This window comes from Variovorax sp. P4_D9, from assembly GCF_056401695.1.
Map to the genome: position 1 here is coordinate 1 of NZ_JBFUIU010000044.1, position 25296 is coordinate 25296.

The window sequence follows — 25296 nt, forward strand, 5'->3', positions numbered from 1 at the left end:
CCGCAAAGGCTGCTGCCATGTCCAGGCCGGCGAAGATGTAGGGCAGCGCGCTCGGAAGCTTGGCCTTTGTGAAGATCTGCCAGCGTGTGGCCGACAGCGAGCGCAGCAGGTCGATCCGGTCCGGCTCGATCGCCTTGAAGCCCGCGATGCTCGTGACCAGCACCGGGAAGAAGGTCAGCATGCAGACGATCGCCACCTTGGAGCTGATGCCGAAGCCGAGCCACATCACGATGATCGGCGCCACCGCCACCTTGGGCAGGCTCTGAAAGGCGGCCACATAGGGCTGCAGGACCGCTTCGACGCGCTCCATTTGCGAGATCGCGACACCCAGTGTCAGGCCGATGGCGCTGCCGATGAAGAAGCCCAGCAAGATTTCGGAGAGCGTGATCGCGGTGTGGAACCAGAGCCCGTCCTTGGCCATCGGTCCGGTCGCGAGGCCGCGCCACAGGGCCGCCATGACGTCGCTGAAAGGCGGGATCAGGAACTTGGGAACGTTGAAGACGCGAACCCCGACTTCCCAGAAGACCAGCAGCGCGACCAGCAGGATCAACGAACTGGCGCCGTTCAACCGCGCGAGGCGCATCAGCTTTGAGGGATTGCCGTTCTTGCGGGCGATCGCCAGCGACGGCGCCGCGGCGCCGGAGAGATTTGAAATGGACATGCCGAACTCCTTGGGGTGGTCAGTCGAACGAGCCGGTGTGGTCGAAGATGTCGCGGATCTCCCGCGCCACGGCGGCGAAGGCCGGCGCGCTCATCGAGGCCATCGTTCGAGGGCGCGGCACATCGACGCGGATGACGCGATCGAGCGCACCGGGTCGCGGCGTCATGACGAAGACCACGTCGCCCAGGAAGATCGCCTCCGGAATCGAATGCGTTATGAGGATCACGGTCTTGCCGCTCTCGCTCCAGATGCGCTGCAGCTCGAGATTCATCTGCTCACGCGTCATGGCATCGAGCGCGCCGAAGGGTTCGTCCATCAGCAGGATCTTGGGATCGTGCAGCAGTGCGCGCGCAATCGACGCCCGCTGCTGCATGCCGCCGCTAAGCTGGCGCGGCAGCTTGTGCTCGAAGCCCTCGAGCCGCACCATGTGCAGCAACTCCATGGCGCGCTGCCGCGCCGCCTTCATGTCGAGGCCCAGGACTTCGGCGGGGAGCATGACGTTCTCCAGGATCGATCGCCAGGGCAGCAGGATCGAGCTCTGGAAGACGACGCCGACGTCGCGCCGGGTCCCGCGGATCGGCTGCACGTTCATGGTGATGCTTCCCTGCGTGTAGTCGAGCAGGCCCGCGATGATGCGAAGCAGCGTGCTCTTGCCGCATCCGCTAGGTCCGACCACGGAGACGAAACTGCCCTCCGCGATCGAACAGCTGATGTCGCGCAGCGCAAGCACGCCATCGCGGCCCGGTGGTCCGAAGGTCTTGGACAAGCCCTTGATCTCGATGTAGCTCATGGTGTGTTGACTCCTTGGCGGGGAAGCTTGTCGTCGATGAAGCAGGTGAGGGCCCGCGCGACCTCCGCGGGGGCCTGCAGGCAGGTCGCGTGGCCGACGCCCTCGAGCAGCAGCGTCCGGCAGGAAGCGATCTCGGCCGCCATCGCGAAGGTCAGTGGCGAGGGCACCACGCGGTCCTCGTCGCCGGCCAGCAGCAGGGTCTTGGCACCGATCGCCGACAGCGTGGCCTCCATGCGATCGTCGACGGCCAGCGCCCGGCGCGCGGACCGCTCGCTCGTCGGCTGGAGGCTCGCGAAGAGTTCGAGCAGCTGCGGGTGCTGCGCCAGGTAGCCCTCGGGGATGAACATGGCCGCCAGCTGCGCCGATGCCTCCGGCAGCCGGGCGCGCAGTTCGGCGATGCGGCGGCTGCCTTCGGGGTTGGCCTCGGCCAGCGACTGCGGCAGCGCCCAGGTGCTGCCGAGGATCAGGTGATCGACGATGGCCGGCGCGCGAAGCGCGATCACCTGGGCCACGCGGCCGCCGAAGGAACTGCCGAAGATGTGTGCACGCGGCAGGCCGAGTGCCTTCATCAGTGCGATCGCGTCATCGGCAAGCAGTCGAAGCGACGCCGGGCTGTGCGGCGCCTCGGTCTCGCCGCAATCGCGCTGGTCGTAGGCGATGACGGTGAAGCGCGGCGCCAGCAGCGGCGTGATCGCGTCGAACATGTGGCGGCTCGCCTCTGCTCCGTGGATAAGAAGCAGAGGCGGCCCATCCCCGCTCATCGTGTAAGCGGTCTTCACGCCGTCGACATGCGCGAATTCGGTCATGGCTCGAGCCCGGTTTCTTCTTCGAGGGAGAAAGTGAGTTCTACTTTCAGGCCCTTGGGATCGCGCACGAACACCTGGTGCAGCGGCCATCCCGGCACCGGCGCCTCTTCGTAAGGGATACCGTGGGACGAGAGATAGGCCCGCGTCTGCGCCAGGCCGTGGGCTCGAAACGAGATGTGGTCGAGCGGCCCCGTGTGGCTGTCGGCGGGGGCGTCGAGGAAGGCGGCCAGATGCACGATCGGCTGGCCCTGGCTGTAGAGCCAGTAGCCGGGAAAGGGAATGATCGGACGCGGACCGTTCGCGAGGCCCATGTGCTTCGTGTAGAACTCGAGCAGTGCGTCGAGTTCAGACTCCGTGCATCGCAGGGTGTAGTGATGGAGCGCACTGACAGGCATGGTGGTTCCTTGGTTCGAGTCAGGCCAGCAACTTCTGCATCACCGAGCCGAGCTCGGCGGCCGGATCGGAGGGGGTCCAGGGCATGCGCCAGGCCACGTGGCCGTCGGGCCGTACGAGTACCGCGCCGCGCAGTCCCAGCAACAAGCCCTCGCGCTCGACTTCGGTTTCGAGTTGCCGCACCTGGATCTCGATGTCCAACTTCGAGGCGACCGCCGTGGCCGCCTCTTTCCAGGCGTCGGCCTTGAGCCCGACCACCAGCACGAAGCACTTGTCGAACCAGTCCAGGGTCGACTTCTTGCGTGCGAGGTCGAGCCAGATGTGGGGAAAGCGTGCGCCGGGGCGATCCGATGGCTCGTAGTAGCGCGTGCGCAGCGCGGGCTTCGCGGTCCCGTCCGGGACCAGAGCGCCTTCGTCGTAGCTGAAGCCCAGGCTCTGGCCCACGCTATGGACGTGGTTCTCGGTGTCCTTGATCCAGAAGTTGATCCGGTCGATGTTGCCGGAGCGGAAGGCCTCGTCGGTCTTCAGGAAGCGCAGGGTGTTCGAGTAGCTGAAGTCGGCATTCGATTCGGCGACCGGCCGGCGCTCGAGGTCGTAGCTGTCGAGCAGGCGCGGCGCTGCCTTTCCCTTGAGAACCATGTCCAGCTTCCAGGCCAGGTTGTGCGCGTCCTGGATGCCGGAGTTCATCCCGTAGCCGCCGCTGGGCGGAAAGCGATGGGCGGCGTCGCCGACCAGGATGACCCGCTTTTCCTTGAATCGGCTCGCCACCTGGCGGCTGAGTCGCCAGATGGAGCGGTTGATCACCGCGACATCCAGGTTGGGAATCCCGGTGTGGATCCGGGCCAGCCTGACGACCTCTGCGTCGCTTCGCTCGCCGGTCCGCTCGTCCTTGTCGACGCCGATCTGGATCAGGCTAAGCCAGCGATCCTTGCCGTTGGTGTTGAGCACCGACGCCATCGGCAGGGCAGGGTCCTTCGGCACGACACGGAAGGCGGCCGTGTTGGCGGCGCCGCGAATGCGCGAGAGGTCGGCCTTCCAGTACTCGTTGGCCATGACCGCGAGCGTCGACGGACCGCGCATGTCGATGCCGCTGACGCGGCGCACGCTGCTGCCGGCGCCGTCGGCCGCGATCAAGTACTTGGCGTCCCAGTTGCTTTCCTCTCCGGTCCGCAGGTCGCGCACCTTGACCTGCACGCCGCCTTCGCCTTCGGTGTAGTCGAGAAACTCGGTGGAGTAGAGGATCTTGCCGAGTCGGGTCTCCTGCGCGAGGGCCAGCAGCTCTTCTTCGACCGCGTCCTGGGACAGGATGCATTTCCACGCGGGAGAAAGGCCGATGTTGACCTCGGGYGTGGTGCGGCCGTATTCGTGCCCCGCCATCGACTCGACGAAGGCGAACATGTCGGAGTTGTCGGGCAGGCCGCGCGCGCGCATCCTGTCCTCGATGCCCCACTGCCTGAAGATCTCCATCGTCCGGCTCCAGCAGCCCCTGGCCTTCGGATGGTCGGTGGTCGTCGATGCGCGTTCGACCAGCACGAAGTCGATGCCGAAGCGATTCATGAGAATCGCCATCGACAAGCCGACCGGGCCTCCGCCGACGATGAAGACTGCTGTTTTCCTGGCGGTGTCCTTGCTGCTCATGGTGCTACCTCGGTTCGTTGGGGTGTTCGGTTCGATTCAGTGGGACGGAGGGGTCGGGGTCAGCGCGTAGCTCAGACCCCGGGCCGGAGCCAGCCAGCGGGCGGCGAGCATCGCCAGCACCCGCACGGCCAGCACCTCGTGCGCGAGCCAGTGGCCCCGCTTGCCGAAGACATTGAAGGTCGCGATGCACTGGTCGCCACGGAAGATCGGGATATTGATGACCGCGTTCAGGCCCAACGGGGCCATCCGGTCGTAGTCGTCGAAGGTTTCCGCCAACGCCGCCCCACCTTCCGCGACGAACACCTGTCCGTCCAGGAACAAGGTCTTCGTCCATTGCGAGAGCAGCTTGCGCTTGCGACCGGCGACCGGAAACTCCCGGCCGTTCGACGAATAGAAGCGCTGGAGCTGGATCTCGTTGCGCGGATCGTCGGCGGTCGTCACGTTCAGGTTGATGCTGAAGGTGACCGGCCCGGCCACGAGGGGCAGGAAGGCCTCGATCCGGCGCATGGCCTCGTCGACGCTGCCGGCTTCCGCCATCACGTCGAACAGATTCGAATACAAGGACACCGGCAACATCGCTTCTCCAGTCTTCTTCATCGCATTCCCATCGCGCAGCCTTGGATTTCGGGGTTGTGCGCTGAACATGAGTGAAAGTCTAGGAGCGTTGTTTCACAGTTTTGACATAATTTCTGATAGAGGTATAACCGGCCGGTTATGCCGTTTCCTCTCCTCCGATGACCTCCAACGACAGGACGGATCAGCTCCGCCACACCCTGCTCACCCGGCTGAAGCTGCGGCACTTCGCACTGCTGCAGGCCGTAAGCCGGCATCGGACATTGAGTGCGGTGGCGCTCGAGTTGCGCCTGAGCCAGCCCGCCATCACCAAGACGCTCAAGGAGATCGAGGACATCTTCATGACGCAGCTCTTCGTACGGAGCGCGCGCGGACTGAAGCCGACGCCCGCGGGCGAGGCGGTGCTTCACTACGCGCTGGTTTCCCTGGCGGACATGGAATCCACGACCCGGGTGCTGGCGGCCATCGACTCCGGCCTGATYGGGCGGGTGCGCATCGGCATCACGCCGCACGTTCCGGAGGCCCTCATGAACGCCACCTTCACCCACTTGCTGGGCCAGGTGCCGCGGGTCTCGGTGCTCGCCAAGGAGGGCACCACGGACGAGCTTCTGGTGGCCCTGAGCGCGCGCGAGCTCGACTGCTTCATCGGGCGCTCGATCCATGGCCACGTCGACATCGACATCATGCAGGAGGCCATCTACCAGCAGGTGCCCTGCCTGCTGGTGCCGGCCGCCAGCCGCGCGCGCTTGTCGAAGGAGCCGCTCGATTGGCGGCGCATGGCGGCGCTGGACTGGATCATGCCGCCGCCGAACACGCCGATGCGGCGAACCTTCAATGCGGTGTTCCTCGGCGCCGGCGTCCAGCCGCCGCTGCCGATCGTCGAGACCTGGTCGCTCAAGAGCATCGAGACCGTGCTGCGGCACGAACCCAACGCGGTCACCATCCTCGCGCGGGACGTCGCGGCGGAGCTATCCAGGAGCGGAGTCGCCGCCGCTCTGCCCTACGAGTTGTCGTGGAACTTGCCGCCCGTCAGCTTCTTCGTGTCGCAGAGCATCGCGCAGCAGCCCACCGTGCGTTCGCTTGCGGCGGCCATCCGAAGTGCCGCGACCCGGCTCGGCGCGAATCGAGATCAGTGACGATCAGGGCCGGCCTACGGCGCTTCTTAGAATCTCAACGGAACCATCGACATGAGCAACATCACCATCTATCACAACCCCGCCTGCGGTACCTCGAGAAACGTGCTGGCACTGATCCGCAAAACGGACGAGGAGCCCACGGTCATCGAGTACCTAAAGCACCCGCCCGATCGCGCCACGCTGAAGCGGCTGATCGCCRCCATGGGCATCCCAGTGCGCGAGCTGCTGCGCCAGAAGGGCACGCCCTATGAAGAGCTCGGGCTGGGCGACCCGAAGTGGTCCGACGAGCAATTGATCGACTTCATGCTGGCGCACCCGATCCTGATCAACCGGCCAATCGTCGTGACGCCGCTGGCCACGCGCCTGTGCCGGCCCTCCGAGGCGGTGCTCGACATCCTGCCGCGCCCGCAGCGGGGTGCCTTCGCCAAGGAGGACGGGGAAGCCGTCGTCGATGCGAAGGGCGGGCGTATCGTCAAGCCCTGATCCTCCCGAGCGCGACTGCGCCTGCGGACGCGGCCGGCGGGGCCTGGGTCACGAGCCAAATCCCGTAGCAGACCAGCACCAGCGCGAGGCCGTTGCGCCACTCGAGCACGCTCTCGCCCAGGAAGGCCGCCGACAGCAGGGCCCCGAACACCGGGACCATGAAATTGAAGGCGGTGACGAGGCTCACGCGGTTGTACTTGAGCAGCAGGCTCCAGATCGAGATCGCGAGCGACGACAGCAACGCGAGGTAGGCCAGCAGTGCCGCGGATGCCGGCGTGAAGTTGCCCAGTTCGCCGCCCATCGCGTAGCCGGCCGCCAACAGCGCGGCTCCGCCGATCGCCAGTTGCCAAGCGGTCATGACGATCGGATCAATGCCCTGCGAAATGCGCTTGCCGTAGATGCTGGCCGCCGCCAGCACGAAGGCCGCGATGATCACGAAGCCTTCGCCGAGCAGCGTGAAGTCGAACGCGTGCAGGCCGCCCAGCCCGCTGCCGAGATTGACGATCATGACCCCCGCGCAGCCCACCGCGCAGCCCAGTGCCTTGCCGTAGCTCAGGCGATCGTTGCGGTAGATGAAGTGCGCCAGCAGCACGCTGAAGAAGGTGCCGGTGGCGTTCATGATCGAGCTCTTGACGCCCGTAGTGTGGGCCAGGCCGACATAGAAGAACATGTACTGGAGCGTGGTTTGGGTCAGCCCGAGCAGCGCGATCTGCGCCCACGCCTTCGGCGTGAGGCTGCGCACAGTCTTGCCGCTGACGGTGGCATAGGCCACCAGCGACAGCCCCGCGATCACGAAGCGCCAGCCGGCGAACACCAGCTTCGACGCGATGTCGGCCGGCGCGATGCCGAACATGGCGTAGCCGTTCTTGATGGCGGGGAAGGAACTGCCCCACAGCATGCAGCAGAACAGGGCAAGCAGGAGGACGACCTTGCGGTCGGTCAGGACGGGGTGGGCGGGGGACGGCAATCAGGGCTCCGGAGGCGTGGGATGAGGCGCTTGCTCGCCCCGAAGCGGTGCATTTTATCCTAGTTGTACGATGACTTAACGCCGGAATTGTCTGAGTCTATGCGCCCCGGTGGAGGCGAAATGGGGTTCCATTCGCGGTCGTACTTTCACGTTGTACGATGACTTCGGGGGATGGTTGACCCTATGGAGATTGAAACTGAAGCTCCCATAATTCGCGCAGCCTTCAACTTCGAACGGAGGAAAGTATGTCCAGACGCTTCTCCTGGCCTTTGCGGGCAGCGGTGATCGGCCTCCCGATCGTCATCACGGCCTGTGCGGCCGTGCAGCAGTCCGGTGGCGCTGGTGGGCCGATGAGTTTCTTCGTCACCAGCGTGGGGGGCGGCAAGGGGGCGGACCTGGGCGGGATCGCCGGCGCCGACCAGCACTGCCAGAAGCTGGCCGCTGACGCGGGCGCGGGCGGCAAGACATGGCGGGCCTACCTGAGCACCCAGGGCAGGGATGGCGTGACCACGGTGAACGCTCGCGACCGGATCGGCAAGGGGCCCTGGAGCAACGCCAAGGGCGTGGTGGTCGCCCGTGACGTCGACCAGTTGCACGGCGTGAACAACATCAACAAGCAGACGGGGTTGAACGAAAAGGGCCAGCTCGTCGAGGGCCGTGACGATGCGAACACTCGCCACGACATCCTGACCGGCTCGCGTGCCGACGGAGCGGCCTTCTCGCCGAACGACACGGACATGACCTGCGGCAACTGGACTCGCAGCGGCACCGAGGGCGTGGCCATCGTGGGCCATCACGACCGCACCGGACCGACGGCCGACCCCTGGTCCACATCCTGGAACTCGTCGCACCAGACCCGCGGCGGTTGCAGCCCGCAGGCGCTGCGTGGAACGGGCGGTGATGGCCTGCTCTATTGCTTCGCCGTGAACTGACGGGCGACGGAGGGTCATCCCTCACGGCCAAATCCGCGGCGCGGCCCTGACGCTCTGCGGGTTGACAGCGCATCGTTTTCGCCAAACGATGATCCACCGTCGAAGCTCCGTACCAAACGAGGATGAAACCCGCCGCGATCATGCTTTGGCTCGCCACCGCCTGCGCGATCGCGTTGGCAGCGCCCGCCATGTTTCAGGACCGCCTTCTCTACCACCCCGCCCAGGCGCAAGGCGCCGAGATGGTCTCCGCCGGACTCGCCGCCTGGCCGGCCGATGACGACTTTCGGGGCCTGGTGGCGAAGCCCGTGGGACTTGCGCGGGGCACGGTCCTCGTGTTCCACGGGAATGCGGGTCATGCCGGGCATCGCGGCTACTACGCCACAGCGCTCACCCGACTCGGGCTGCGCGTGATCCTGGCCGAATACCCGGCCTACGGACCGCGCGACGGTGCGTTGGGCGAGCGCAGCCTGGTCGGGGATGCCGCGCAGACCATTGCGCTGGCGSATCGGCTGCACGGCCCGCCCTTGTTGCTCGTCGGCGAATCACTGGGCGCCGGCGTGGCGTCCGCGGCGGCCGTGAGTCAACGCGAGAACGTCACGGCCCTGATGCTCATCACGCCGTGGGACACCCTCGAACACGTCGCGGCCCACCACTATCCGTGGCTGCCGGTGAGTTGGCTGCTGCACGATCGCTACGACAGCGCCGCCCACCTCGCGACGATCGGCCGCCCCGTGCTGGTGGCCGTCGCCGAGCGCGATCGCATCATTCCCGCCCGCTTCGGCACGGCGCTGTACGAAGCGTTGCCCGGGCCCAAGCGGCTCGAGGTGGTCCGGGCCGCCGACCACAACGACTGGATCCGGTACGTGGACGATGCCTGGTGGCGCAGCGCCATCGAGTTCCTGCTCGGCGAGACCGATCCACCTACCCGAAGGTGAACGCGTAGGCTTGTGCGCCCGGGTCGAGGAATTCGATCTCGAACAAGCGGCTCTTGCCGCCGGCTGCCTGGCGCACCAACTGGTAGAGGCGCTCGCGGTCGATCGTGCCGTTGCCCTCCGGATCGGTGTCGAAACCATGGTCCGCCAGTGGCGCCTTGCCGTCGATGCGCACCCTGAAGCGCACGGGCTTGCCGTCTGCCGAGGGGCCCAGCACCAGGTGCAGGTCGCGCGCCTGAAAGCGATAGGCGATGCGGCCGTCGACTTGGTTCAACACGGCGCGATCGCCCTCCACTGTCCAGTTGCCGCCCAGCGACCATTGGTCGGTGCGAAGCGCCGCAGCGAGCTGGTAGTCCTTGGCGCGGTCTCGCGCGATGCCGCCGGGCGAGGCGAAGTTGTGGGTGCGCTGGTGGCCGAGGTAGGTTTCCTCGGACTGTGCCGGCGAAGGTCCTGCGGCGGCCTGCGTGCCTTGGCCCTTCGGGGTGACGAAATGGGCCGGCACGCGAGTCTGCCCGGCCTCTGTCAGCAGTTGTTGAATGACCTCTTCCGCTTCCTCGTATTGGTTCTCTCCGAATTGGTGGTGGCGGATCTGCCCCTTCGCATCGATGAAGTAGAACGCAGGCCAGGCCTGATTCCTGAACGCGCGCCAGACGGCGAAGTTGTTGTCCGTGGCGACCGGAAATTCGATGCCGAGGTCGTTCGTTGCCTTGATCACGTTCGACGTTCGCTTCTCGAAGGCGAACTCGGGCGTATGAACGCCGACGACCACCAGCCCCGCGTCCCGGTATTTTTCCGCCCATGCCCGAAGATAGGGCACGGTTCGCAGGCAGTTGATGCACGAGTAGGTCCAGAAATCGACCAGCACCACCTTGCCGCGCAGGCCTTCGGCTGTCAGCGGGACGGAGTTGATCCACCCGGTCGCGCCGTCGAGCGAGGGGAAGACCCCTTCCGACGGGAGTTGCCCCGAGGCGGGGGGCGGCGCCGTTGCCGCAGCGAGGATGAATTCAGCCTTCTCGGGCCGGACGGCCGAACTCGGGCCCTGTGTGCTTGATCGGTTCATCTCGATTCTCTCGACCAGTGATTTCTCCAGTGCCGTGGTGGACCCGAACGAAAGCCGGCTGAGCACGTCGGTGTCGAGGCCGAGCGCGATCGTTGCGACCCCGACCAGGACCGCCGCGCCCGCGCACCGCCGGATCAGGACGCCGGCCGAGAGCGTGCCCTTCATCATCGAGAACAGGCGTCCACCGAAGAGCAGGGCCGCCGCCASCGAGGTGCAGGCGCCGGCCGCGTAGGCCAGCAGCAGCAGCGACGTGCCGACGCTGGCACCGTTGAGCGCCGCACTGGTCAGGATCAAGCCGAGGATCGGCCCGGCGCAGGGCGCCCAGAGCATGCCGGTGCCGACGCCCAGCAGCAGCGGCGAAAAGATCGAGGCGCGCGCAGCTTTCGATTCCGAAGGTGCCTCGGCGAGCCGATTGCCGAGCGCCACGAAGGGCTGGCTCAGCCGATCGGCCAGCGCAGGAAACAGCATCGTGACGCCGAACATCGCGAGCATGGCAATCGCCGCGTAGCGGCCGTACTGGTTAAGCGTGACCACCCAGCCGCCGCCCACCGCGGCCAGCGTCGCGATGGCAGCGAACGCAGCCGCCATGCCCGCCAGCATCGGCAGGCCATGCGAGCGGAACGGTCGATCGGCACGCGCGAACACGAAGGGCAGCACCGGCAGCACGCACGGGCTCAGGATGGTGAGCACTCCGCCCAGGTRGGCGACGATCAGGATGAACATGGTGGTTTCGCTCAGCCGCGCGCAGACGCCAGTGTCCAGACCGCATCGGCGAAGACCTGCGGCGTTTCCTGCGGCACATTGTGGCCGGCCTTCACGATCAGGTGCGTGCGCGGGCCACTGAACTTCGAGGCGTAGGCCTTGCCGTCCGAGGGCGGGACGATGCCGTTCGAATCGCCGTCCATCGTGATGGTGGGGACTGAGATCACCGGCAGCGTGGCGAGTTGCCCCTCCATCGCAGCGTACTTCGGGAAGCCGTCCGCGAGGCTCAGGCGCCACCGGTAGTTGTGGATCACGATCGCCACGTAGTCGGGGTTGTCGAACGACGCCGCAGTGCGCTGGAAGGTCGCTTCGTCGAAGTTCCACATCGGTGAATTGGTCGTCCACAGGATGCGCGCAATGTCCTTGCGGTTGGCTTCCAGGCCGGCGCGGCCGCGCTCGGTCGCGAAATAGAACTGATACCACCACTCATGCTCGGCCTTGGCCGGCAGCGGCATCTTGTTGGCCGGCAGGTTGGTCATGATGTAGCCGCCGACCGACAGCAGTCCCAGGCAGCGCTCCGGCCAGAGCGCCGCGATGATGCAGGCGGTGCGTGCGCCCCAGTCGTAGCCGACCATCACGGCGCGGTCGATCTTGAGCGCATCGAGCAGGGCGATCTGGTCCAGCGCCACGGCCGATTGCTGCGCCGAGCGCGGGTTCGCCCTGTCGAGAAAGCGCGTGCTGCCGTGGCCGCGCAGGTGCGGGACGATCACGCGGCAGCCGCGTGCGGCAAGGATCGGCGCGACCTCGGCATAGCTGTGGATGTCGTAGGGGTAGCCGTGCATCAGCAGCACCGGAATGCCGTTGGCGGGGCCGGCTTCATAGTAGCCGACATCGAGTTCGCCGGCCTTGATCTGCTTGATCGGGCCGAGTTGCTGCGCTGTGCCCGATGCTGTCGAGGCGGGCGCCGTCACGGGTTGGCCTTGTGCAAGGGCCGAACCCATGAAAGCCATTTCTGCTGCGGCGACGCCGGCGACTGCGCTTCCCAGGAAGAGGCGACGTTGGCGATTGAGTGAGTCGGACATGAGCTTCCTTCGTATGAGCTGGAGTGATGTGGCTCATTGGAATCCCCGCATGTGTTCGGCATGTGTCGACGCAGGGGCGTTTTGGTATGGGCGTGTACCTCGAATTCGCCAGATACACGCGAATACAAAGCGGCGGCTCAGTCTGGCGTGGTCTGGGCTTGCGTGCCGATCATCAATCGTGCTTCGAGTCCGCCTTCGCTGCGGTTGTGCAGGCTCAGCTGAGCTGCCATCGCGCTCGCAAGCTGATGCGCGATCGCGAGGCCCAGGCCGGTGCCGCCCGTGCTTCGGTTGCGCGAGCCCTCCACGCGATAGAAGGGCTTGAGCACCGCTTCGAGCTGGTCGGGCGGTATGCCGGGTCCGTTGTCGAGAACCGAGACCGTGAGCCGGTCCCCGTCGCGCCGCACCCGGATGCGCACGTCGCTGCCGAACTTCAAAGCGTTGTCGACCAGGTTGACCAGGATTCGGCGAAGCGCGTTGGGTCGCGTCACGATGGGCTCGTCGATCCGTCCCTCCAGATACACCGGCTGGCCGGAATCCTCGTAGTCCGACACCATGCTCTCGAACAGCGCATCGGCGTCGATCCGGCAGGGCGGCTCCTTGGTTCCGTGCAGGGTGCGCGCATAGGTCACGCCTTCCCGCACCAGTGCGTTCATCTCGTCAAGGTCGTGCCTGAACTTGACCTTGTCCTTCTCGTTCTCCATCAGGTCGGTGCGCAGCCGCATGCGGGTGATGGGAGTCTGGAGATCATGCGAGATGGCCGCAAGGATCTCGACCCGCTCGGACATGTAGCCGGCGATTCTTCGCTGCATGGCGTTGAAGGCGCGCGCAGCGTGTGCGACCTCGGTGGGCCCCCCTTCGACCAGGGCCTGCGCGTTCAGGTCGGGGCCGAGGCCGTCGGCCGCCGCGGCGAGCCGCGCCAACGGCCGCGTCACCAGGCGGACCGCGAACCACGCGCAGCCTGCCAGCACCGCGAGCTGGACCAGCAGCACCCACATGACCCAATCGGACACCGGCATGCCGACGCGCCGGGCGTCGACGATCACGTGGCTGCCATCCGACAGGTTGACCTGCATCCGGAGGCTGTCCTGGGTATCGCCCGCCTGCGCCACCTTCACGACCTCGAAGGGCCGCAGCGCAGTGACAATGGCGGCCGAGAGCTCCTGCGAAGATGGCGACGCAGGTGCCGCGCCCGTCACGCTGCCGCCCAGCATGAAGCGGTAGTTGCGTCGCTCCAGCCGCGCCAGCCAGCCTGCACGCTCGGCCGCGGGCAGCCGGTCGAGGATGGCGATGGAACTCGCGATGTCGCGCTCGATGCCGGTCATCATCAGTTCGCGCATCGCCATCCCGCGTTCGTAGCGGATCGCCGCGAAGGTGAGCAACTGGGCAATGGCCAAGCCGATCACGATGATCAGCGTGACGCGCGCGAACAGCGAGCGCGGAACCATTCGCCGCCAGCCGCTCGCGGAGGCTGGCGCCACGCTGGCCGCATCCGCGGAGGGACGCGCAATCTCATGGATGAGGCCTGGAGGGCGGCTCGCTGGATGGGTCATGGCATGGTTTATAGACCCCGGAGGGAGGGAGAGGGTGGAGGGCTGATGGGAGCTGGTCTTCTGATGCTAGTCGTCAGCCGTCTCGACGCGACATCAGGGAACAAAGACCAATGCTGCGATTCTTTGCCGCGAACCCCTTGGACGATGCCTGCGGCGTATGCCTCTGTATCCGGGGCGTGATTCGAGACACTAAATTTCAATGTCCCTCGCATCGCCGGCCCGTGAGGGGGCTCTCTGCGCAACGAGTGTCGTGTGGCTCGGCGCCGGATACGTGGACATACAAAGGTGAAGGACGCCTGCAGGGTAGACGAACTACATTTCAGGCCATGAACACACCTCCTTCCGATCACGTCCTCATCGTCGATGACGATCGCGAGATCCGCGAGCTGCTCACCACCTACCTGGTCAAGAACGGCCTGCGCGTGACCTCGGTCCCGACCGGCCGCCACATGCGCGCGGCGCTGGAGACCTCGGGCCCGTTCGACCTGATCATTCTCGACCTGATGCTGCCGGGTGAAGACGGCCTCACGCTGTGTCGCGACCTTCGCACCGGCAAGTACAAGGCCACGCCGATCTTGATGCTCACGGCGCGCAGCGAAGAGGCCGACCGCATCCTCGGCCTCGAGATGGGCGCCGACGACTACCTGGCCAAGCCCTTCTCGGCGCGGGAGCTGCTCGCACGCATTCGCGCCGTGATGCGCCGCACCCGCATGCTGCCGCCGAACATGCATGCGACCGAAGCGGCGCCGATGCTGGCCTTCGGCGATTGGCGAGTCGACACCACCGCGCGCCACCTGCTCGACGACAACGGCACGATGGTGGCGCTCAGCGGTGCCGAGTACCGGCTGCTGCGCGTCTTCCTCGATCACCCGCAGGTCGTGCTGAGCCGCGACCAGCTGCTGAATCTCACGCAGGGCCGCGAGGCGGAACTCTTCGAACGCTCCATCGACCTGCTCGTGAGCCGGCTGCGCCAGCGCCTGCGCGATGTCGCGCGCGAGCCGAGGTACATCAAGACCGTGCGCAGCGAGGGCTATGTGTTCGCCTCGGCGGTGGAGGCGCGCGTCGATGCGAAGGGCGGGCGCATGGTCCAGCCCTGACCTTCCCCAACCCGGCCGCGACGCGGCGAGACGCTGTCATCCCTGCCCCGAGATCAGCATCTCGAACAAACCCTCCCCACCCATCTGTCCGCCCTTCAGCATGAGCTCCAGGCCGTCCAGCGAAGCGCGGTCGCTGTGCAGGCGGCACAACGGCACGCCGGGGGCCAGCGCGCCGTGGAAGGACAAGCCCCAGGCGTCGAGCGCCTGCACCGCGTGACTGGAGGTGTCGCCCCCGGCGATGCCGACGCGGCCGAGCGGCGTATCGGCCAGGACTGCGGCGAGCAGGGCCGCCGTCGCTTCGGCGACCGCGCGTGCCGGCAGCGCCGACCGGGCACCCTCCATTCCTTGCGCCAGCGCGGTGCAGGCCAGCACGTGGCGACCCTGCGAGAGCCGCGCCGACAGGTCGCGAGCACAGGCCCGCAGCGCCGCGCCGTCCGCCTCGACGAGGCGCCGCGGGTCCAGCTGAACCTTGTCGTAGGAGCGGGCGGCCGCCACCTGACGGGCCGTGATCGGCGACAGGCTGCCGGCGAGCACCAGCACCGGGCCGCGCGCCGGGCCGATCTCCACCGGCGGCGCGCCGGAACTACCGAGCGTCGGCCGACCGGCTGCCGGATGCGCAGCCGCGGCGCGCATCACGCTGCTGCTTCCGACCACCAGAAGCGGCGCTTCGGCGGCGTGGCGGTCCAACTCGGCGCCGATCACCTCCAGGTCTCGCTCTTCGCCGACATCGAACAGCAGGGCGCGCGGCCCGCCGGCCAGCACTTGCGCCACCCGGGCGCGCATGGCGTCGCCGCCCTGCGCGTAGGTCGGCCAGGGAACGAGCACGGCATTCAGACCCTGCAAGGCCAGGTGACGGCGCAGGTCGGCCTCGTGCATCGGCGTGACCGGATGCCGGCTCATGGTCGGATGGCGGTCGATGCGATGCACCTCGCCGCCGCTGCCGGCCGAGGCGAACAGGTTGCCGAACAGGCAGTAGCGACCGAGGTTCGGCTGGCCGCCGACGATCGCGGCCCAGGCGTGGCCGGAGGCCGGCAGCAGCGCGCGGACAGCGGCATCGATGTTGCCGGTGCCGGGTGCGCTGTCGAAAGTCGAGCAGACCTTGTAATGCAGCAGCCGGGCACCGGACACGCGGAAGAAATCGGCCACCGGCGCGAGTTCGACCGCCATCTCGGACGGCGTCATCGCGCGCGCCGCGCCGGCCAGGCCCAGGCAGTCCAGCGGGCCGGCGCGCGCCAGCTGCGCCGGCGTCGGCAGACGCAGGAAGAGCCGGCTGCGCAGCCCGGCCTGCGCTGCCGTCGCCAGCGTGTCGGTGGCGCCGGTGAAGTCGTCGCCATAGAAGGCGATGCGCGGCGCCGGGGCGGGCTCGTCCATCGGTGTCAGGCCTTCGAGAAGAAGGACAAGGCGGCAGCGAGCTCCGGAGCCTGTCGGGCCGCTTCCTCGAGGGGCGTGCCGGCGCGCGCCGCGGCCCAGGCCTGGCGGATGCTGGCCACGCCCGCCGACGGGCCCATCGGATGCGCGAGGATGCCGCCGCCCGACATGAAGAGCAGGTCGTCGCGGCCGACGGCTTGCCAGGTGGCGGGCACGGTGCCGGCCCATTGGCCGGACGAGAAGGCCGGCATGACGCGGTCGTCGAGCGCCGGGGTCAGCGGCGCCAGGCAGTCGTGCGCCGAGGCGATCACCTCGGCGTCGTCCTGGGCGAACTTGCCCTGCAGCCCGTGCACGTGCATGTGGTCGACGCCGGCCAGCCGCCACAGCGCCTGGTAGGCTTGGAAGCCCAAGCCCAACGCCGGATGCCGGGACATTGCGCCGTAGCCGTTGCGGTGCCCGTGCAGCGCCAGCGGCGTGTGGCGGCGCAGCGCCTGCACGGCGGAGAAGCCGCACCAGGTCAGGCTGGCCATGACGCAACTGCCGCCCTCGCGCAGCACCAGATCGGCGTGGTGGCGCATCGCATCGGCCTCGTCGGTGATGTTGAAGGCCACCATTACCTGCCGGCCGCTGCGCTGCGCATGCGCACGCACGACCGCCATCACCGCCGGCACCCGTTCGGCTAGCGGCGCATGGTCGGGGTTCGCGCAGACCTCGTCGTCCTTGATGAAATCGACCCCGGCCGCGCACAGCCGGGCGACCAGCTCGGCGGTCTCGGCGGCCGAGAAGCCGACATTGGGCTTGACGATGGTGCCGATCAGCGCACCCGCGGCGACGCCGGTGGCGCGGCGGGTGCCGGCAATGCCCACCTGCGGCAGTTCGAAGCGGCTGCGGTAGGCCGCAGGGAGCTGCAAGCTTTCGAGCCGCATCCCGGTCACTTCGCCGAGGTCGTAGAGGTTGCCAGCCACGGTGGCGGCCAGGGTCGGCAGGTTGACGCCGATGTTGGCGATCGGGAAGGAGATGTCGATGTGGGCCCGCCGCCAGGGTCCGCCGCGTTGCTTGCGCGACAGCCAGGCGTTGGGCAGGCTCGGTGCCTGCACCGGCTCGAGTTCCTCGATCGCCAGCACGGCGGCGCGGGCCCGCAGCCGCAGCGCATCGGTCTCGCCTTCGACGCGGGCGAAGGTGCCGCAGGACTGCTCGCCCGCCATGACCTCGGCCACGGCCGCCGGATCGAGCGGGGTCTCGATCAGGTAGCGCGCCCGCAGGCGATCGCCGCTCGCTTCGTGGCCGCCGCTCACAGCTGGGTCAGGTCGGGAAAGGGCCGCACTGGGTCCTGGCCGTCCCAGTCTTCGGAGGCGCGGCGAATCATGTCGAACATCCGGCCCTTCGGGCCGGCCACCTCCGACAGTTCGATGACGGTGCCGGGATGGAACTCGGTGTCGAAGTAGACGAAGCGGCCCTGCGCGCCCACCTCGCCGCTCATCACCGGGGCGAAGCCCTGCGCCCGCAGCCGCGCCAGGTCGTCGTCGTAGTGCGCGGTCCAGTAGGCCACGTGCTGCAGCCCGGTGCGGCCGGCCTGCAGGAAGTCGCGGTACATCGACGGCACATCGTTGCGGGTCTGGATCAGTTCCACCTGCACGAAGCCCGAGTTGGCCAGCGCCACCGAGTTGTGCGGCGCATGCGCCTCGCCCCGGTAGCGGTAGTTCTCGATCGGCACCTTCGGGTTGTAGAACCAGGGCCCGACGCCGAGCGTGCGGCTCCATTGGTCCATCGCGGCTTCGATGTCGTGCACCACATAGCCCAATTGGCGAATCTGGCCGAGAAAGCGGCTCATGGTCTGTTGCTCCGGAAAAGAAATGGGGGACGGCCAGGGGGCCGTCAGGTCTTGAGGAAACCGATGGAGATCCAGGGCACGGCCGCGACCAGCAGCAGGCCGACGACGAGCGCCGCCATGTAGCCCCAGATCGGGCGGATGCCTTCGACCGGATCCACCTTGCCGATCGCGCAGGCCGCGTAGTAGCCGACGCCGAAGGGCGGCGCGAACAGGCCGACGCCCATGGCCAGCACGACGATCATGGCGTACTGCACCTCGTGCACGCCGACCGCGCGTGCGATCGGGAACATCAGCGGGCCGAACAGCACGATCGCGGGAATCCCCTCGAGCACGCTGCCCAGCACCACGAAGGCGACCAGCGACACGACGATGAAGGCGAAGCGTCCGCCAGGCAGCGCTGCCACCGCCTGTGCCAGGTCCTGAGCGAAGCCCGACTGCGTCAGGCCCCAGGCCATTGCGGTCGCCGCGCCGATGATGAAGACGATGGCGCCCGACAGCGTCGCGGTCTCCACCAGCATGCGCGGCAGCCGCCGGAGGTCGAACTGGCGGTAGATCAGGATCCCGGCCAGCGCCGAGTAGGCGATGCCGATGGTCGACACCTCGGTGGCGGTCGCGACGCCCTCGACCACCGCGGCGCGGATCACGAAGGGCAGGGCCACCGCCGGCAGCGCGATCGCGAAGGCGCGGCCGACCGAATGCAGGGAATGGCGCTCCACGAGGCTCAGGTCCTCGTCGCGGTAGCGCCACCAGACCACGGCGCACAGCGCCAGGCCCAGCACCACCCCGGGCAGCAGGCCGCCGGTGAAGAGCGCTGCGATCGACACGCCGGTGACCGAGCCGATCGTGATCAGCACGATCGAGGGCGGAATGGTCTCGGTCTGTGCGCCGGTGGTCGCCAGCAGCGCCACCAGGTCGCCCGGCTTGGCGCCGCGCTTCTTCATTTCCGGGAACAGCACCGGCGCGATGGCCGCCATGTCGRCCGCCTTGGAGCCCGAGATGCCCGACACCAGGTACATCGCGCCGATCAGCACGTAGCTCAGCCCGCCCTTCACATGGCCGAGCATGCTCGCCAGGAACTGGACCATCGCACGCGCCATGCCGGTCATCTCGATCAGCAGCCCGAGAAAGACGAACAGCGGGATCGCCAGCAGGATCAGGTGCGACATGCCCTCGTCCATGCGGCCGACCATCACCGGCATCGGCGTGCGCGTGGTCAGCGCCAGGAAGCCGAAGGTGGCCAGGGCGAACGAGAACGCGATCGGCACGCCCGCGAAGACGCAGGCGCCGACGATGCCGACGAAGAAGATCACGAGATTGAGCTTGCCGAGCGGCATCAGCAGCGGACCGGCGAGCCAGAGCAGGAGCACCAGTGCCGCCATCGAGCACAGCGCGAGCACTGCCGTGCGTCCGCTGTCGAAGCGCAGCAGCCGGAGCACGCAGATCAGTGCCATCAGCACCGTGCCCACCGGCAGCGCGAAGGCGCGCCAGGCGTTGCTGATCTCCAGGGCCGGCGTGACGATGACCGCCTCCTCGGAGGCGTACTCGTAGGCCGGATGCGCGATCAGCAGCAGGAACGCCAGCGCGGCCGCGACCGCGAAGACATCGAGGAAAGCCCGGGCGCCCGGCGAAGCCTTGGCGACGAAGGCGGTCATGCGCATGTGCTCGCCGCGCCGCAGCGCCACCACGGCGCCCAGCATCGACAGCCAGAGGAACAGGATCGAGGCGAGCTCGTCGGACCATACCAGCGGCGCATGGAAGACATAGCGCGCGATCACGCCGGAGAGCAGCAGGGCCACTTCCGCCAGCACCAGCGCGCCGGCCAGCGTCTCGACCATCAGGCCCAGTCCGTGGTCCAGCGGACCCAGTGCCGATCGCCACCCGCGCGCCGGCACCTGTGCGGGAAGCCCCACCACGCCGGCGTGCATCAGGACACCTTGCCGACCGATGACTCGAGCAGCGCCCAGGCCTCGTCGCCGAACTTGCCCTTCCATTCGGTGTAGTAGCCGGCCTTGCGCAGCTGTTCGCGGAAGGTCTGCGGATCGGCGTTGTTGAAGGCCAGTCCCTTGGCGGCCAGGTCGCCCTGCAGCGTCTTGTCGAGCTTGCGCAGGTCGTCGCGCTGCAGCAGCCCGGCCTCGTTGAAGGCGCGGGCCATGATCGTCTTCAGGTCGTCCGGCAGGCTGCGCCAGGCGCGGCCGTTGACCACGATGTGGTAGCCGTCCCAGCTGTGGTTGGTGATGGAGCAGTACTTCTGCACCTCGTAGAGCTTGGCGGTCTGCACGATCGCCAGCGGGTTCTCCTGGGCGTCGACCACGCGAGTCTGGAGCGCGGAATAGACCTCGCTGAACTGCAGGCTGGTGGGCGAAGCCGACAGCGACTTGAACATCGAGATGCCCATCGGGCTCACCGGCACGCGGATCTTCATGCCGCCCAGGTCGGCTGCCGTGGCCACCGGCCGCGTGCTGGTCGTGACCTGGCGGAAGCCGTTGTCCCACATGCGCTCGAAGGTGTGGAGCCCGGCCTTGGCGAAGGCGCCGCGGATGCTGTCGCCCAGCTTGCCGTCGACCGCGCCCCAGACCTGGTCATAGTTAGAGAAGGCGAAGCCGACCGCGGTGATCGCGCTGATCGGCGCCAGGGTGGCGATGACCATCGTGCCGGGGTTGAAGATCTCGAGGCCGCCGCTGCGCACCTGGGCCAGCATGTCGGTGTCGCCCCCAAGCTGGTTGTTGGGGAAGACCTTGACCTCCAGCCGTCCATTGCTTTCGGCCAGGATTCGCGCGGCGGCTTCCTGGCCGCGGATGTTCAGCGGATGCGTGACTGGCAGGTTGTTGCCGTACTTGAAGACGAACTCGGGCGCCGCCGCCTGCGCCAGGCGGGGGAAGGCGCTCGCGATGCCTGCGGCGGGCAGCACTGAGAGGGTGCGCAGAATGCCGCGGCGGGTGCGGGAAATCGGATGGTCCATGGCTTGTCTCCTGGTTTGGTATTCGTGGCGCGACGCCAAAGCCGACTTTGCTGCGCCCGGACGGAACCATAGGGGTCGCGGGCCCGGCGCGCAAATCGGCAATCTGATGGATTTTGATGTGTGTGAGAACCCTCGGCCGCTAGGGCTCAGTTGCAGCGTGCGTGCAGGCCGCCGTCCACCAGCAGTTCCACGCCATTGATGTAGCGCGCCTCGTCGGAGGCGAGGAAGACGGCGGCGTTGGCCACGTCCCAGCCGTCGCCCATCCGGCCGGTGGGCGACAGGCGGTTGCGGGCCGCCACCATCTCGTCGGTGCTGGCGTAGAAGCCCGCGATCTGGGCATAGATGTGGGGCGTGTCCATCACGCCGGGCAGGATGCAGTTGGCGCGAATGCCCTTGGCCGCGTACTGCAGCGCGATGCTCTGCGTGAGCGAATTGACCGCGCCCTTCGAAGCCGCATAGGCGCAGTAGGCGTAGCCGGTCCAGCGCACGCCGCCGAGCGCGCCGATGTTGACGATGGCACCGGCCTGCTGCGCCTCCATCAGCGGCAGCACGCACTTGCAGGTCAGGAACATGCTCTTGACGTTGACCGCCATCACGCGGTCCCAGGTGTCCTCGCTGGTTTCCACCGGGCCGCCCTGGGAGGTGATGCCGACGTTGTTGTGCAGCACGTCGATGCGGCCGTAGTGCGCGATGGCCCGGTCCACCGCGTTCTGCACTTCGGCCAACCGCGTCACGTCGGCAGCGACCGAGATGGCGTCGCGGCCCTCGGCGCGGATCAGGTCCCGCGTCACGGCCGCCGCCTCGGGCTCGAGGTCGACCGCCACCACGCGCGCGCCGTGGCGCGCATAGGCCACTGCCGCCGCCTTGCCGTTGCCCCAGCCGTCGCCGATCGAGCCGGCGCCGAACACCATCGCGACCCGGCCCTCGAGCCTTCTTTCCGTTGTCTCCATGTCTTCTTCCTGTGTCGTCATCCGCGGCCCTGGCGCCGGGAATGCAACTACGATAGGCTCGGCGCCTTGATCGACGAAGCCGAATTTCTGATGGAATTTGATCGAACTGCCGCGGCGCCGAAAGACCGGCGGAAGGAGGCCGCATGGCGCGCTCGCTGCCCGGCGTGAGCGACGTGGCGCTGCGCGCCGGCGTCTCCACCGCCACCGTCGACCGTGTGCTTCACCAGCGTCTCGGCGTCCGGCAGGCCACCGTGCAGCGGGTGCTCAAGGCCGCGGCCGAACTCGCCTATCTGCCCGAGGGCGACCTCTACGCCCGGCTCGCACCGCCGCCGCTGCGCATCACCTTCCTGCTGCCGAAGGGCACCAGCCGCTTCATTAGCATGCTCGGCGACATGGTCGGCTATTCGCACGAGCAATGGGCCCCCTTCAACGTCAAGTGCCGGACCGAACTGGTCGAGAGCTTCGACCCGCAGGTGCTGGCCGCCGCCCTGCTGCGGCATGGCCGGCGCAGCGACGGCCTGGTCACGATGGCTCTCGAGCACCCGGCGGTGCGCGAAGCCGTGGCCACGCTGGCGGCGCGCGGCGTGCCGGTGCTCACCGTGATCTCCGACCTGGCCAATTCGCAGCGCGCCGCCTACATCGGGCTGGACAACAGGGCCGCCGGCCGCACCGCGGGCTACCTGATCGGCCGCTTCATCGGCAGCCGGCGCGCCAAGGTGGCGCTGATCGCCGGCAGCCTGAGTTATGCCGCGCACCAGGAGCGCGAGGCCGGCTTCCTGCACGTTATCGAGGAGATGTTCAATTCGCTCGACGTGGTGGGCCTGCGCGAAGGCCATGACGACACGCACAAGAACTATCGCCAGACCCGCGTGCTGCTCGACCAGCATCCCGATCTGGCCGGCATCTACAACATCGGCGGCGCCGCCGACGGCGTCGCGCGGGCATTGAAGGAGGCTGGTCGTGTCGGCAAGGTGGTCTTCGTCGGGCACGGCCTCACGCCCGACACCCGCGGGCTGCTGATCGACGGCACCATGGACGCGGTGATCACGCAGAGCCCGCAGGCGACGCTGATGAACTGCGTGCGGATCTTCGCTAACCTTCGCGACAGGCGCGACACCTTGTCCGGCGTGGAGGCGACGCGCAGCCAGGTGATCTTTCGCGAGAACCTGCCTTAGCGCTCGCCACGGTCTGCCGGGTCTTCAGCGCCGCAGGTTGAGCTTGTAGCGGAAGGTGTCGGCGCGGTACACCGCGGTCTCGACATGGACCGGCCCGCCGCCCGCGAGGTGCAGCAGCCGCTCGACCTGCAGCACAGGCGCGCCGGGCGCGAGTTGCAGCAGCTTGGCCTCCTGCGGGCGCGCCAGGCCGGCGCCGATCTCGAGCTGGGCCTCGCCGATCTTCAGGCCGCCTTCGTGCTCGAAGACATCGATCAGGTCGCGCTGCGAGAAGTCCACCCGCGCCAGCTTCTCGCCGAGGAAGCGGGGCAGGTACGAGCTGTTGACCGACAGCGGCTCGCGGTCCAGGTAGCGCAGCGTCTGCAGGTGGTACACGCTCTCGCCCGGCGCGAGCTGCAACTGGCGCGCGACGGCGGACGGCGCCTTGACTTCGCGCCAGGCCAGCCGCTTGCTGCTGACCGCGTGCTGCTCCAGCGCCAGCGCCTCGTTCAGGCCTTGCAGGCGGTTGAGGCTCTGGGCCGCCTTCGGATGGGACACGAAGGCACCTTTTCCGTGCAGCTTGACGATCAGGCCCTCGGCCTGGAGGGCGCCGAGGGCCTGCCGGACCGTGATCCGGCTCACGCCGTGCTCGGCCGTCAGCTCGGCTTCGGAGGGCAGCTTGGCCCCCGGCAGGAGGCGGCCGTCGAGGATGCGCGCGCGCAGCGCGTCGCGCAGCCGGGCATGCAGCGATTGCGGAAGTTCAGGCATCAAGGAATCCAGGACACAGGTTGGCATGCAGTTTGCATGGCTTGTTATAACTTGTCATAACAAGTATGATCTCGCACCGTCAGGGTGCTTTTCTTTCCGTTCATTCATCGACCGAGGAAACGACATGTCCGCAACCCGAAGCTTCTTCCGCTCCCTCACCACCGCGCTCGCGCTGGGCGCCGCCTTCGGTGCCGTCCAGGCCCAGGGCTATCCGAACAAGCCGATCTCGCTGATTGTGCCGTTCTCGGCCGGCGGCGGCGTCGACGCCACCGCGCGCCTGATCACGACGAAGGTCGGCGAGCTGCTCAAGCAGCCGGTGGTGATCGACAACGTGGCCGGTGCGGCCGGCACCATCGGCACCCAGAAGGTGGCGCGGTCGCCGGCCGACGGCTATACGCTGCTGTTCGCGGTCGCCAGCCCGTTGAACGTCGCGCCGCTGGTGGCGCCCTCGGCCGTGCGCTACGACACCTTCAAGGACTTCGTGCCGGTGGCGACCGTCGGCACCTCGCCCTTCGTGCTGATCGGCAAGCCGGCGCTGCCGGCGCGCAACGCGGCCGAACTGATCCAGCTCGCCAAGGCGCAGCCCGGCAAGCTCAACTTCGGCACCGACGGCGTCGGCACCTCGCTGCACATCACGGCCGAGATGTTCAAGCAGCGCGCCGGCATCGATATCGTGCACGTGCCCTACAAGTCGGGTCCGCAGGTGCTGACCGATGTCGCGGGCGGGCAGGTCGACCTGGCCGTGCTGCCGCTGACGCTGGCGCAGGCCTTCATCAAGGACGGCAAGGTCAAGGCCTTCGGCGTCACCTCGCTGGCCCGTTCGCCCAGCGCACTGACGATTCCCGCGCTGGCCGAAACACCCGAACTGAAGGGCCTCGAGATGGACTCGTGGCTCGGCGTGCTGGCGCCCGCCGGCACCCCGGCCGCCGTGACGGCGGCCTGGGTGGCCGCGCTCGACACCGCGCTCAAGGACCCGGAGATCGCCCGCAAGCTGGGTGAGGTCGCGGTCACGCCGCAGCTGATCTCCGGCCCCGCCTTCGCCGACTACCTGGCGAAGGAACGCAAGGCGATCGGCGCCGTGGTGCAGGCCGCCAACATCAAGGCCGAGTAGGCACGAAGGCCCCCGATGCTGATGACGATGGCCGGTGCCTGGATCGTGCTGCCGGCCGTGCTGCTGGCCGGCGGGCTGATTGGCGCCAGCGGCATCGGGGGTGTGCTGCTGGTGCCGGTGCTGAGCAAGCTGGGCGGCGTGCCGCTGCCGCAGGCCATCGCCGCGGCGTCGCTGGGCTTCGCCTTGCCGGCCCTGGTGGCACTGGGACCGCTGCGGCGCGAGCCGGCCCTGGCTCTGCGCTGCATCCCTTTGCTCGCCGGCGCGCTCGGCGGCGCGGCCGCCGGTGCACTGCTGCTGCGCTGGCTGCCGGCCGGGGCCCTGATGGCCGGCGTGACCGTGCTGGTGATGTTCTCGGG

At 67.9% G+C, this 25296-nt stretch carries 24 protein-coding genes and 1 pseudogene; 8 read left to right on the forward strand and 17 right to left on the reverse strand.

The window, feature by feature from the left end:
* The 6 genes from AC1DY5_RS07455 to AC1DY5_RS07480 all read right to left on the reverse strand — a co-directional run.
* Positions 1-661: ABC transporter permease (locus tag AC1DY5_RS07455; RefSeq protein ID WP_478110278.1), on the reverse strand; the 661-nt coding region annotated here is incomplete at its 3' end.
* A gap of 19 nt (positions 662-680) precedes the next feature.
* Entirely contained in the window at positions 681-1451 is a 771-nt protein-coding gene (locus AC1DY5_RS07460) for an ABC transporter ATP-binding protein (protein WP_478110280.1), read from the reverse strand.
* Complete coding sequence (locus AC1DY5_RS07465) at positions 1448-2257, reverse strand: alpha/beta fold hydrolase (RefSeq protein ID WP_478110282.1); 810 nt, start codon at positions 2255-2257, stop codon at positions 1448-1450. Before AC1DY5_RS07465 ends, AC1DY5_RS07460 begins: the two co-directional genes overlap by 4 nt.
* Positions 2254-2652, reverse strand: coding sequence for a VOC family protein (locus tag AC1DY5_RS07470; protein WP_478110285.1), 399 nt, complete (start codon positions 2650-2652; stop codon positions 2254-2256). The genes AC1DY5_RS07465 and AC1DY5_RS07470 overlap by 4 nt, the downstream gene beginning before the upstream one ends.
* A 19-nt stretch (positions 2653-2671) precedes the next feature.
* Positions 2672-4288 carry an FAD-dependent monooxygenase gene (locus tag AC1DY5_RS07475; RefSeq protein WP_478110288.1) on the reverse strand — a complete coding sequence of 539 codons (1617 nt, stop codon included), beginning with the start codon at positions 4286-4288 and terminating at the stop codon, positions 2672-2674.
* 36 nt (positions 4289-4324) lie between these two features.
* Positions 4325-4864, reverse strand: a complete 540-nt coding sequence (locus AC1DY5_RS07480; protein WP_478110290.1) for a GAF domain-containing protein — start codon at positions 4862-4864, stop codon at positions 4325-4327.
* Between the two features lie 158 nt (positions 4865-5022).
* Here AC1DY5_RS07480 and AC1DY5_RS07485 point away from each other — a divergent pair, with 158 nt between their 5' ends.
* Both AC1DY5_RS07485 and arsC read left to right on the forward strand, forming a co-directional pair.
* Positions 5023-5997, forward strand: coding sequence for a LysR substrate-binding domain-containing protein (locus AC1DY5_RS07485; protein ID WP_478110291.1), 975 nt, complete (start codon positions 5023-5025; stop codon positions 5995-5997).
* A gap of 51 nt (positions 5998-6048) precedes the next feature.
* A complete protein-coding gene (gene arsC / locus AC1DY5_RS07490; protein ID WP_478110293.1) occupies positions 6049-6480 on the forward strand; it encodes an arsenate reductase (glutaredoxin) in 432 nt (143 codons plus the stop codon).
* On the opposite strand, the gene AC1DY5_RS07495 is transcribed toward arsC, so the two are convergent.
* Positions 6470-7447, reverse strand: coding sequence for a DMT family transporter (locus AC1DY5_RS07495; RefSeq protein ID WP_478110295.1), 978 nt, complete (start codon positions 7445-7447; stop codon positions 6470-6472). The two genes, arsC and AC1DY5_RS07495, sit on opposite strands and share 11 nt — an antisense overlap.
* Positions 7448-7692: 245 nt before the next feature.
* Between AC1DY5_RS07495 and AC1DY5_RS07500 the strand changes: the two genes are divergently transcribed.
* A complete protein-coding gene (locus AC1DY5_RS07500) occupies positions 7693-8379 on the forward strand; it encodes a hypothetical protein (protein ID WP_478110297.1) in 687 nt (228 codons plus the stop codon).
* 122 nt (positions 8380-8501) lie between these two features.
* Positions 8502-9314, forward strand: coding sequence for an alpha/beta hydrolase (locus AC1DY5_RS07505; protein ID WP_478110299.1), 813 nt, complete (start codon positions 8502-8504; stop codon positions 9312-9314).
* On the opposite strand, the gene AC1DY5_RS07510 is transcribed toward AC1DY5_RS07505, so the two are convergent.
* The 3 genes from AC1DY5_RS07510 to AC1DY5_RS07520 form a co-directional block, all read right to left on the reverse strand.
* On the reverse strand, positions 9301-11094 hold the full coding sequence (locus tag AC1DY5_RS07510; protein WP_478110302.1) for a cytochrome c biogenesis protein DipZ: 1794 nt from the start codon (positions 11092-11094) through the stop codon (positions 9301-9303). The genes AC1DY5_RS07505 and AC1DY5_RS07510 overlap by 14 nt on opposite strands.
* A gap of 11 nt (positions 11095-11105) precedes the next feature.
* Positions 11106-12155: an alpha/beta fold hydrolase gene (locus tag AC1DY5_RS07515; protein WP_478110304.1), complete on the reverse strand. Its 1050-nt coding sequence runs from the start codon at positions 12153-12155 to the stop codon at positions 11106-11108.
* 137 nt (positions 12156-12292) lie between these two features.
* A complete protein-coding gene (locus tag AC1DY5_RS07520) occupies positions 12293-13600 on the reverse strand; it encodes an ATP-binding protein (protein ID WP_478110330.1) in 1308 nt (435 codons plus the stop codon).
* Positions 13601-14031: 431 nt separating this feature from the next.
* Between AC1DY5_RS07520 and AC1DY5_RS07525 the strand changes: the two genes are divergently transcribed.
* Entirely contained in the window at positions 14032-14802 is a 771-nt protein-coding gene (locus AC1DY5_RS07525) for a response regulator (RefSeq protein WP_478110306.1), read from the forward strand.
* A gap of 36 nt (positions 14803-14838) precedes the next feature.
* Here the strand turns inward: AC1DY5_RS07525 and AC1DY5_RS07530 are convergent, their stop codons facing one another.
* From AC1DY5_RS07530 to AC1DY5_RS07555, 6 genes are all read right to left on the reverse strand, one after another.
* Positions 14839-16173 carry a four-carbon acid sugar kinase family protein gene (locus AC1DY5_RS07530; protein ID WP_478110308.1) on the reverse strand — a complete coding sequence of 445 codons (1335 nt, stop codon included), beginning with the start codon at positions 16171-16173 and terminating at the stop codon, positions 14839-14841.
* Positions 16174-16178: 5 nt separating this feature from the next.
* The gene (locus tag AC1DY5_RS07535) at positions 16179-17465 is read right to left on the reverse strand and encodes a ribulose-bisphosphate carboxylase large subunit family protein (protein ID WP_478110311.1); all 1287 of its coding nucleotides are present in this window, start codon (positions 17463-17465) and stop codon (positions 16179-16181) included.
* Positions 17462-18001, reverse strand: a complete 540-nt coding sequence (locus AC1DY5_RS07540; RefSeq protein WP_478110315.1) for a VOC family protein — start codon at positions 17999-18001, stop codon at positions 17462-17464. The genes AC1DY5_RS07535 and AC1DY5_RS07540 overlap by 4 nt, the downstream gene beginning before the upstream one ends.
* A 44-nt stretch (positions 18002-18045) precedes the next feature.
* Positions 18046-19926 carry a TRAP transporter large permease gene (locus AC1DY5_RS07545; protein WP_478110318.1) on the reverse strand — a complete coding sequence of 627 codons (1881 nt, stop codon included), beginning with the start codon at positions 19924-19926 and terminating at the stop codon, positions 18046-18048.
* Positions 19926-20960, reverse strand: a complete 1035-nt coding sequence (locus AC1DY5_RS07550; protein WP_478110320.1) for a TRAP transporter substrate-binding protein — start codon at positions 20958-20960, stop codon at positions 19926-19928. Before AC1DY5_RS07550 ends, AC1DY5_RS07545 begins: the two co-directional genes overlap by 1 nt.
* A gap of 146 nt (positions 20961-21106) precedes the next feature.
* Positions 21107-21910 (reverse strand): SDR family NAD(P)-dependent oxidoreductase, encoded by an 804-nt coding sequence (locus AC1DY5_RS07555; RefSeq protein WP_478110322.1) that lies wholly within the window; start codon positions 21908-21910, stop codon positions 21107-21109.
* 143 nt (positions 21911-22053) lie between these two features.
* Between AC1DY5_RS07555 and AC1DY5_RS07560 the strand changes: the two genes are divergently transcribed.
* On the forward strand, positions 22054-23085 hold the full coding sequence (locus AC1DY5_RS07560; RefSeq protein ID WP_478110324.1) for a LacI family DNA-binding transcriptional regulator: 1032 nt from the start codon (positions 22054-22056) through the stop codon (positions 23083-23085).
* 24 nt (positions 23086-23109) lie between these two features.
* Here the strand turns inward: AC1DY5_RS07560 and AC1DY5_RS07565 are convergent, their stop codons facing one another.
* Entirely contained in the window at positions 23110-23829 is a 720-nt protein-coding gene (locus AC1DY5_RS07565) for a GntR family transcriptional regulator (RefSeq protein WP_478110326.1), read from the reverse strand.
* 124 nt (positions 23830-23953) lie between these two features.
* Here AC1DY5_RS07565 and AC1DY5_RS07570 point away from each other — a divergent pair, with 124 nt between their 5' ends.
* Positions 23954-24940 (forward strand): Bug family tripartite tricarboxylate transporter substrate binding protein, encoded by a 987-nt coding sequence (locus AC1DY5_RS07570; protein ID WP_478110328.1) that lies wholly within the window; start codon positions 23954-23956, stop codon positions 24938-24940.
* Positions 24941-24955: 15 nt separating this feature from the next.
* Positions 24956-25296: pseudogene (locus AC1DY5_RS07575) on the forward strand (sulfite exporter TauE/SafE family protein); the annotation flags it as partial.

Coding starts and splice junctions, on each gene's coding strand:
- AC1DY5_RS07460 (WP_478110280.1), bottom strand. CDS start 1,451: ATGAGCTACATCGAGATCAAGGGCTTGTCCAAGACCTTCGGACCACCG.
- AC1DY5_RS07465 (WP_478110282.1), bottom strand. CDS start 2,257: ATGACCGAATTCGCGCATGTCGACGGCGTGAAGACCGCTTACACGATG.
- AC1DY5_RS07470 (WP_478110285.1), bottom strand. CDS start 2,652: ATGCCTGTCAGTGCGCTCCATCACTACACCCTGCGATGCACGGAGTCT.
- AC1DY5_RS07480 (WP_478110290.1), bottom strand. CDS start 4,864: ATGTTGCCGGTGTCCTTGTATTCGAATCTGTTCGACGTGATGGCGGAA.
- AC1DY5_RS07500 (WP_478110297.1), top strand. CDS start 7,693: ATGTCCAGACGCTTCTCCTGGCCTTTGCGGGCAGCGGTGATCGGCCTC.
- AC1DY5_RS07515 (WP_478110304.1), bottom strand. CDS start 12,155: ATGTCCGACTCACTCAATCGCCAACGTCGCCTCTTCCTGGGAAGCGCA.
- AC1DY5_RS07520 (WP_478110330.1), bottom strand. CDS start 13,600: ATGGTTCCGCGCTCGCTGTTCGCGCGCGTCACGCTGATCATCGTGATC.
- AC1DY5_RS07525 (WP_478110306.1), top strand. CDS start 14,032: ATGAACACACCTCCTTCCGATCACGTCCTCATCGTCGATGACGATCGC.
- AC1DY5_RS07530 (WP_478110308.1), bottom strand. CDS start 16,173: ATGGACGAGCCCGCCCCGGCGCCGCGCATCGCCTTCTATGGCGACGAC.
- AC1DY5_RS07540 (WP_478110315.1), bottom strand. CDS start 18,001: ATGAGCCGCTTTCTCGGCCAGATTCGCCAATTGGGCTATGTGGTGCAC.
- AC1DY5_RS07550 (WP_478110320.1), bottom strand. CDS start 20,960: ATGGACCATCCGATTTCCCGCACCCGCCGCGGCATTCTGCGCACCCTC.
- AC1DY5_RS07555 (WP_478110322.1), bottom strand. CDS start 21,910: ATGGAGACAACGGAAAGAAGGCTCGAGGGCCGGGTCGCGATGGTGTTC.
- AC1DY5_RS07560 (WP_478110324.1), top strand. CDS start 22,054: ATGGCGCGCTCGCTGCCCGGCGTGAGCGACGTGGCGCTGCGCGCCGGC.
- AC1DY5_RS07565 (WP_478110326.1), bottom strand. CDS start 23,829: ATGCCTGAACTTCCGCAATCGCTGCATGCCCGGCTGCGCGACGCGCTG.
- AC1DY5_RS07570 (WP_478110328.1), top strand. CDS start 23,954: ATGTCCGCAACCCGAAGCTTCTTCCGCTCCCTCACCACCGCGCTCGCG.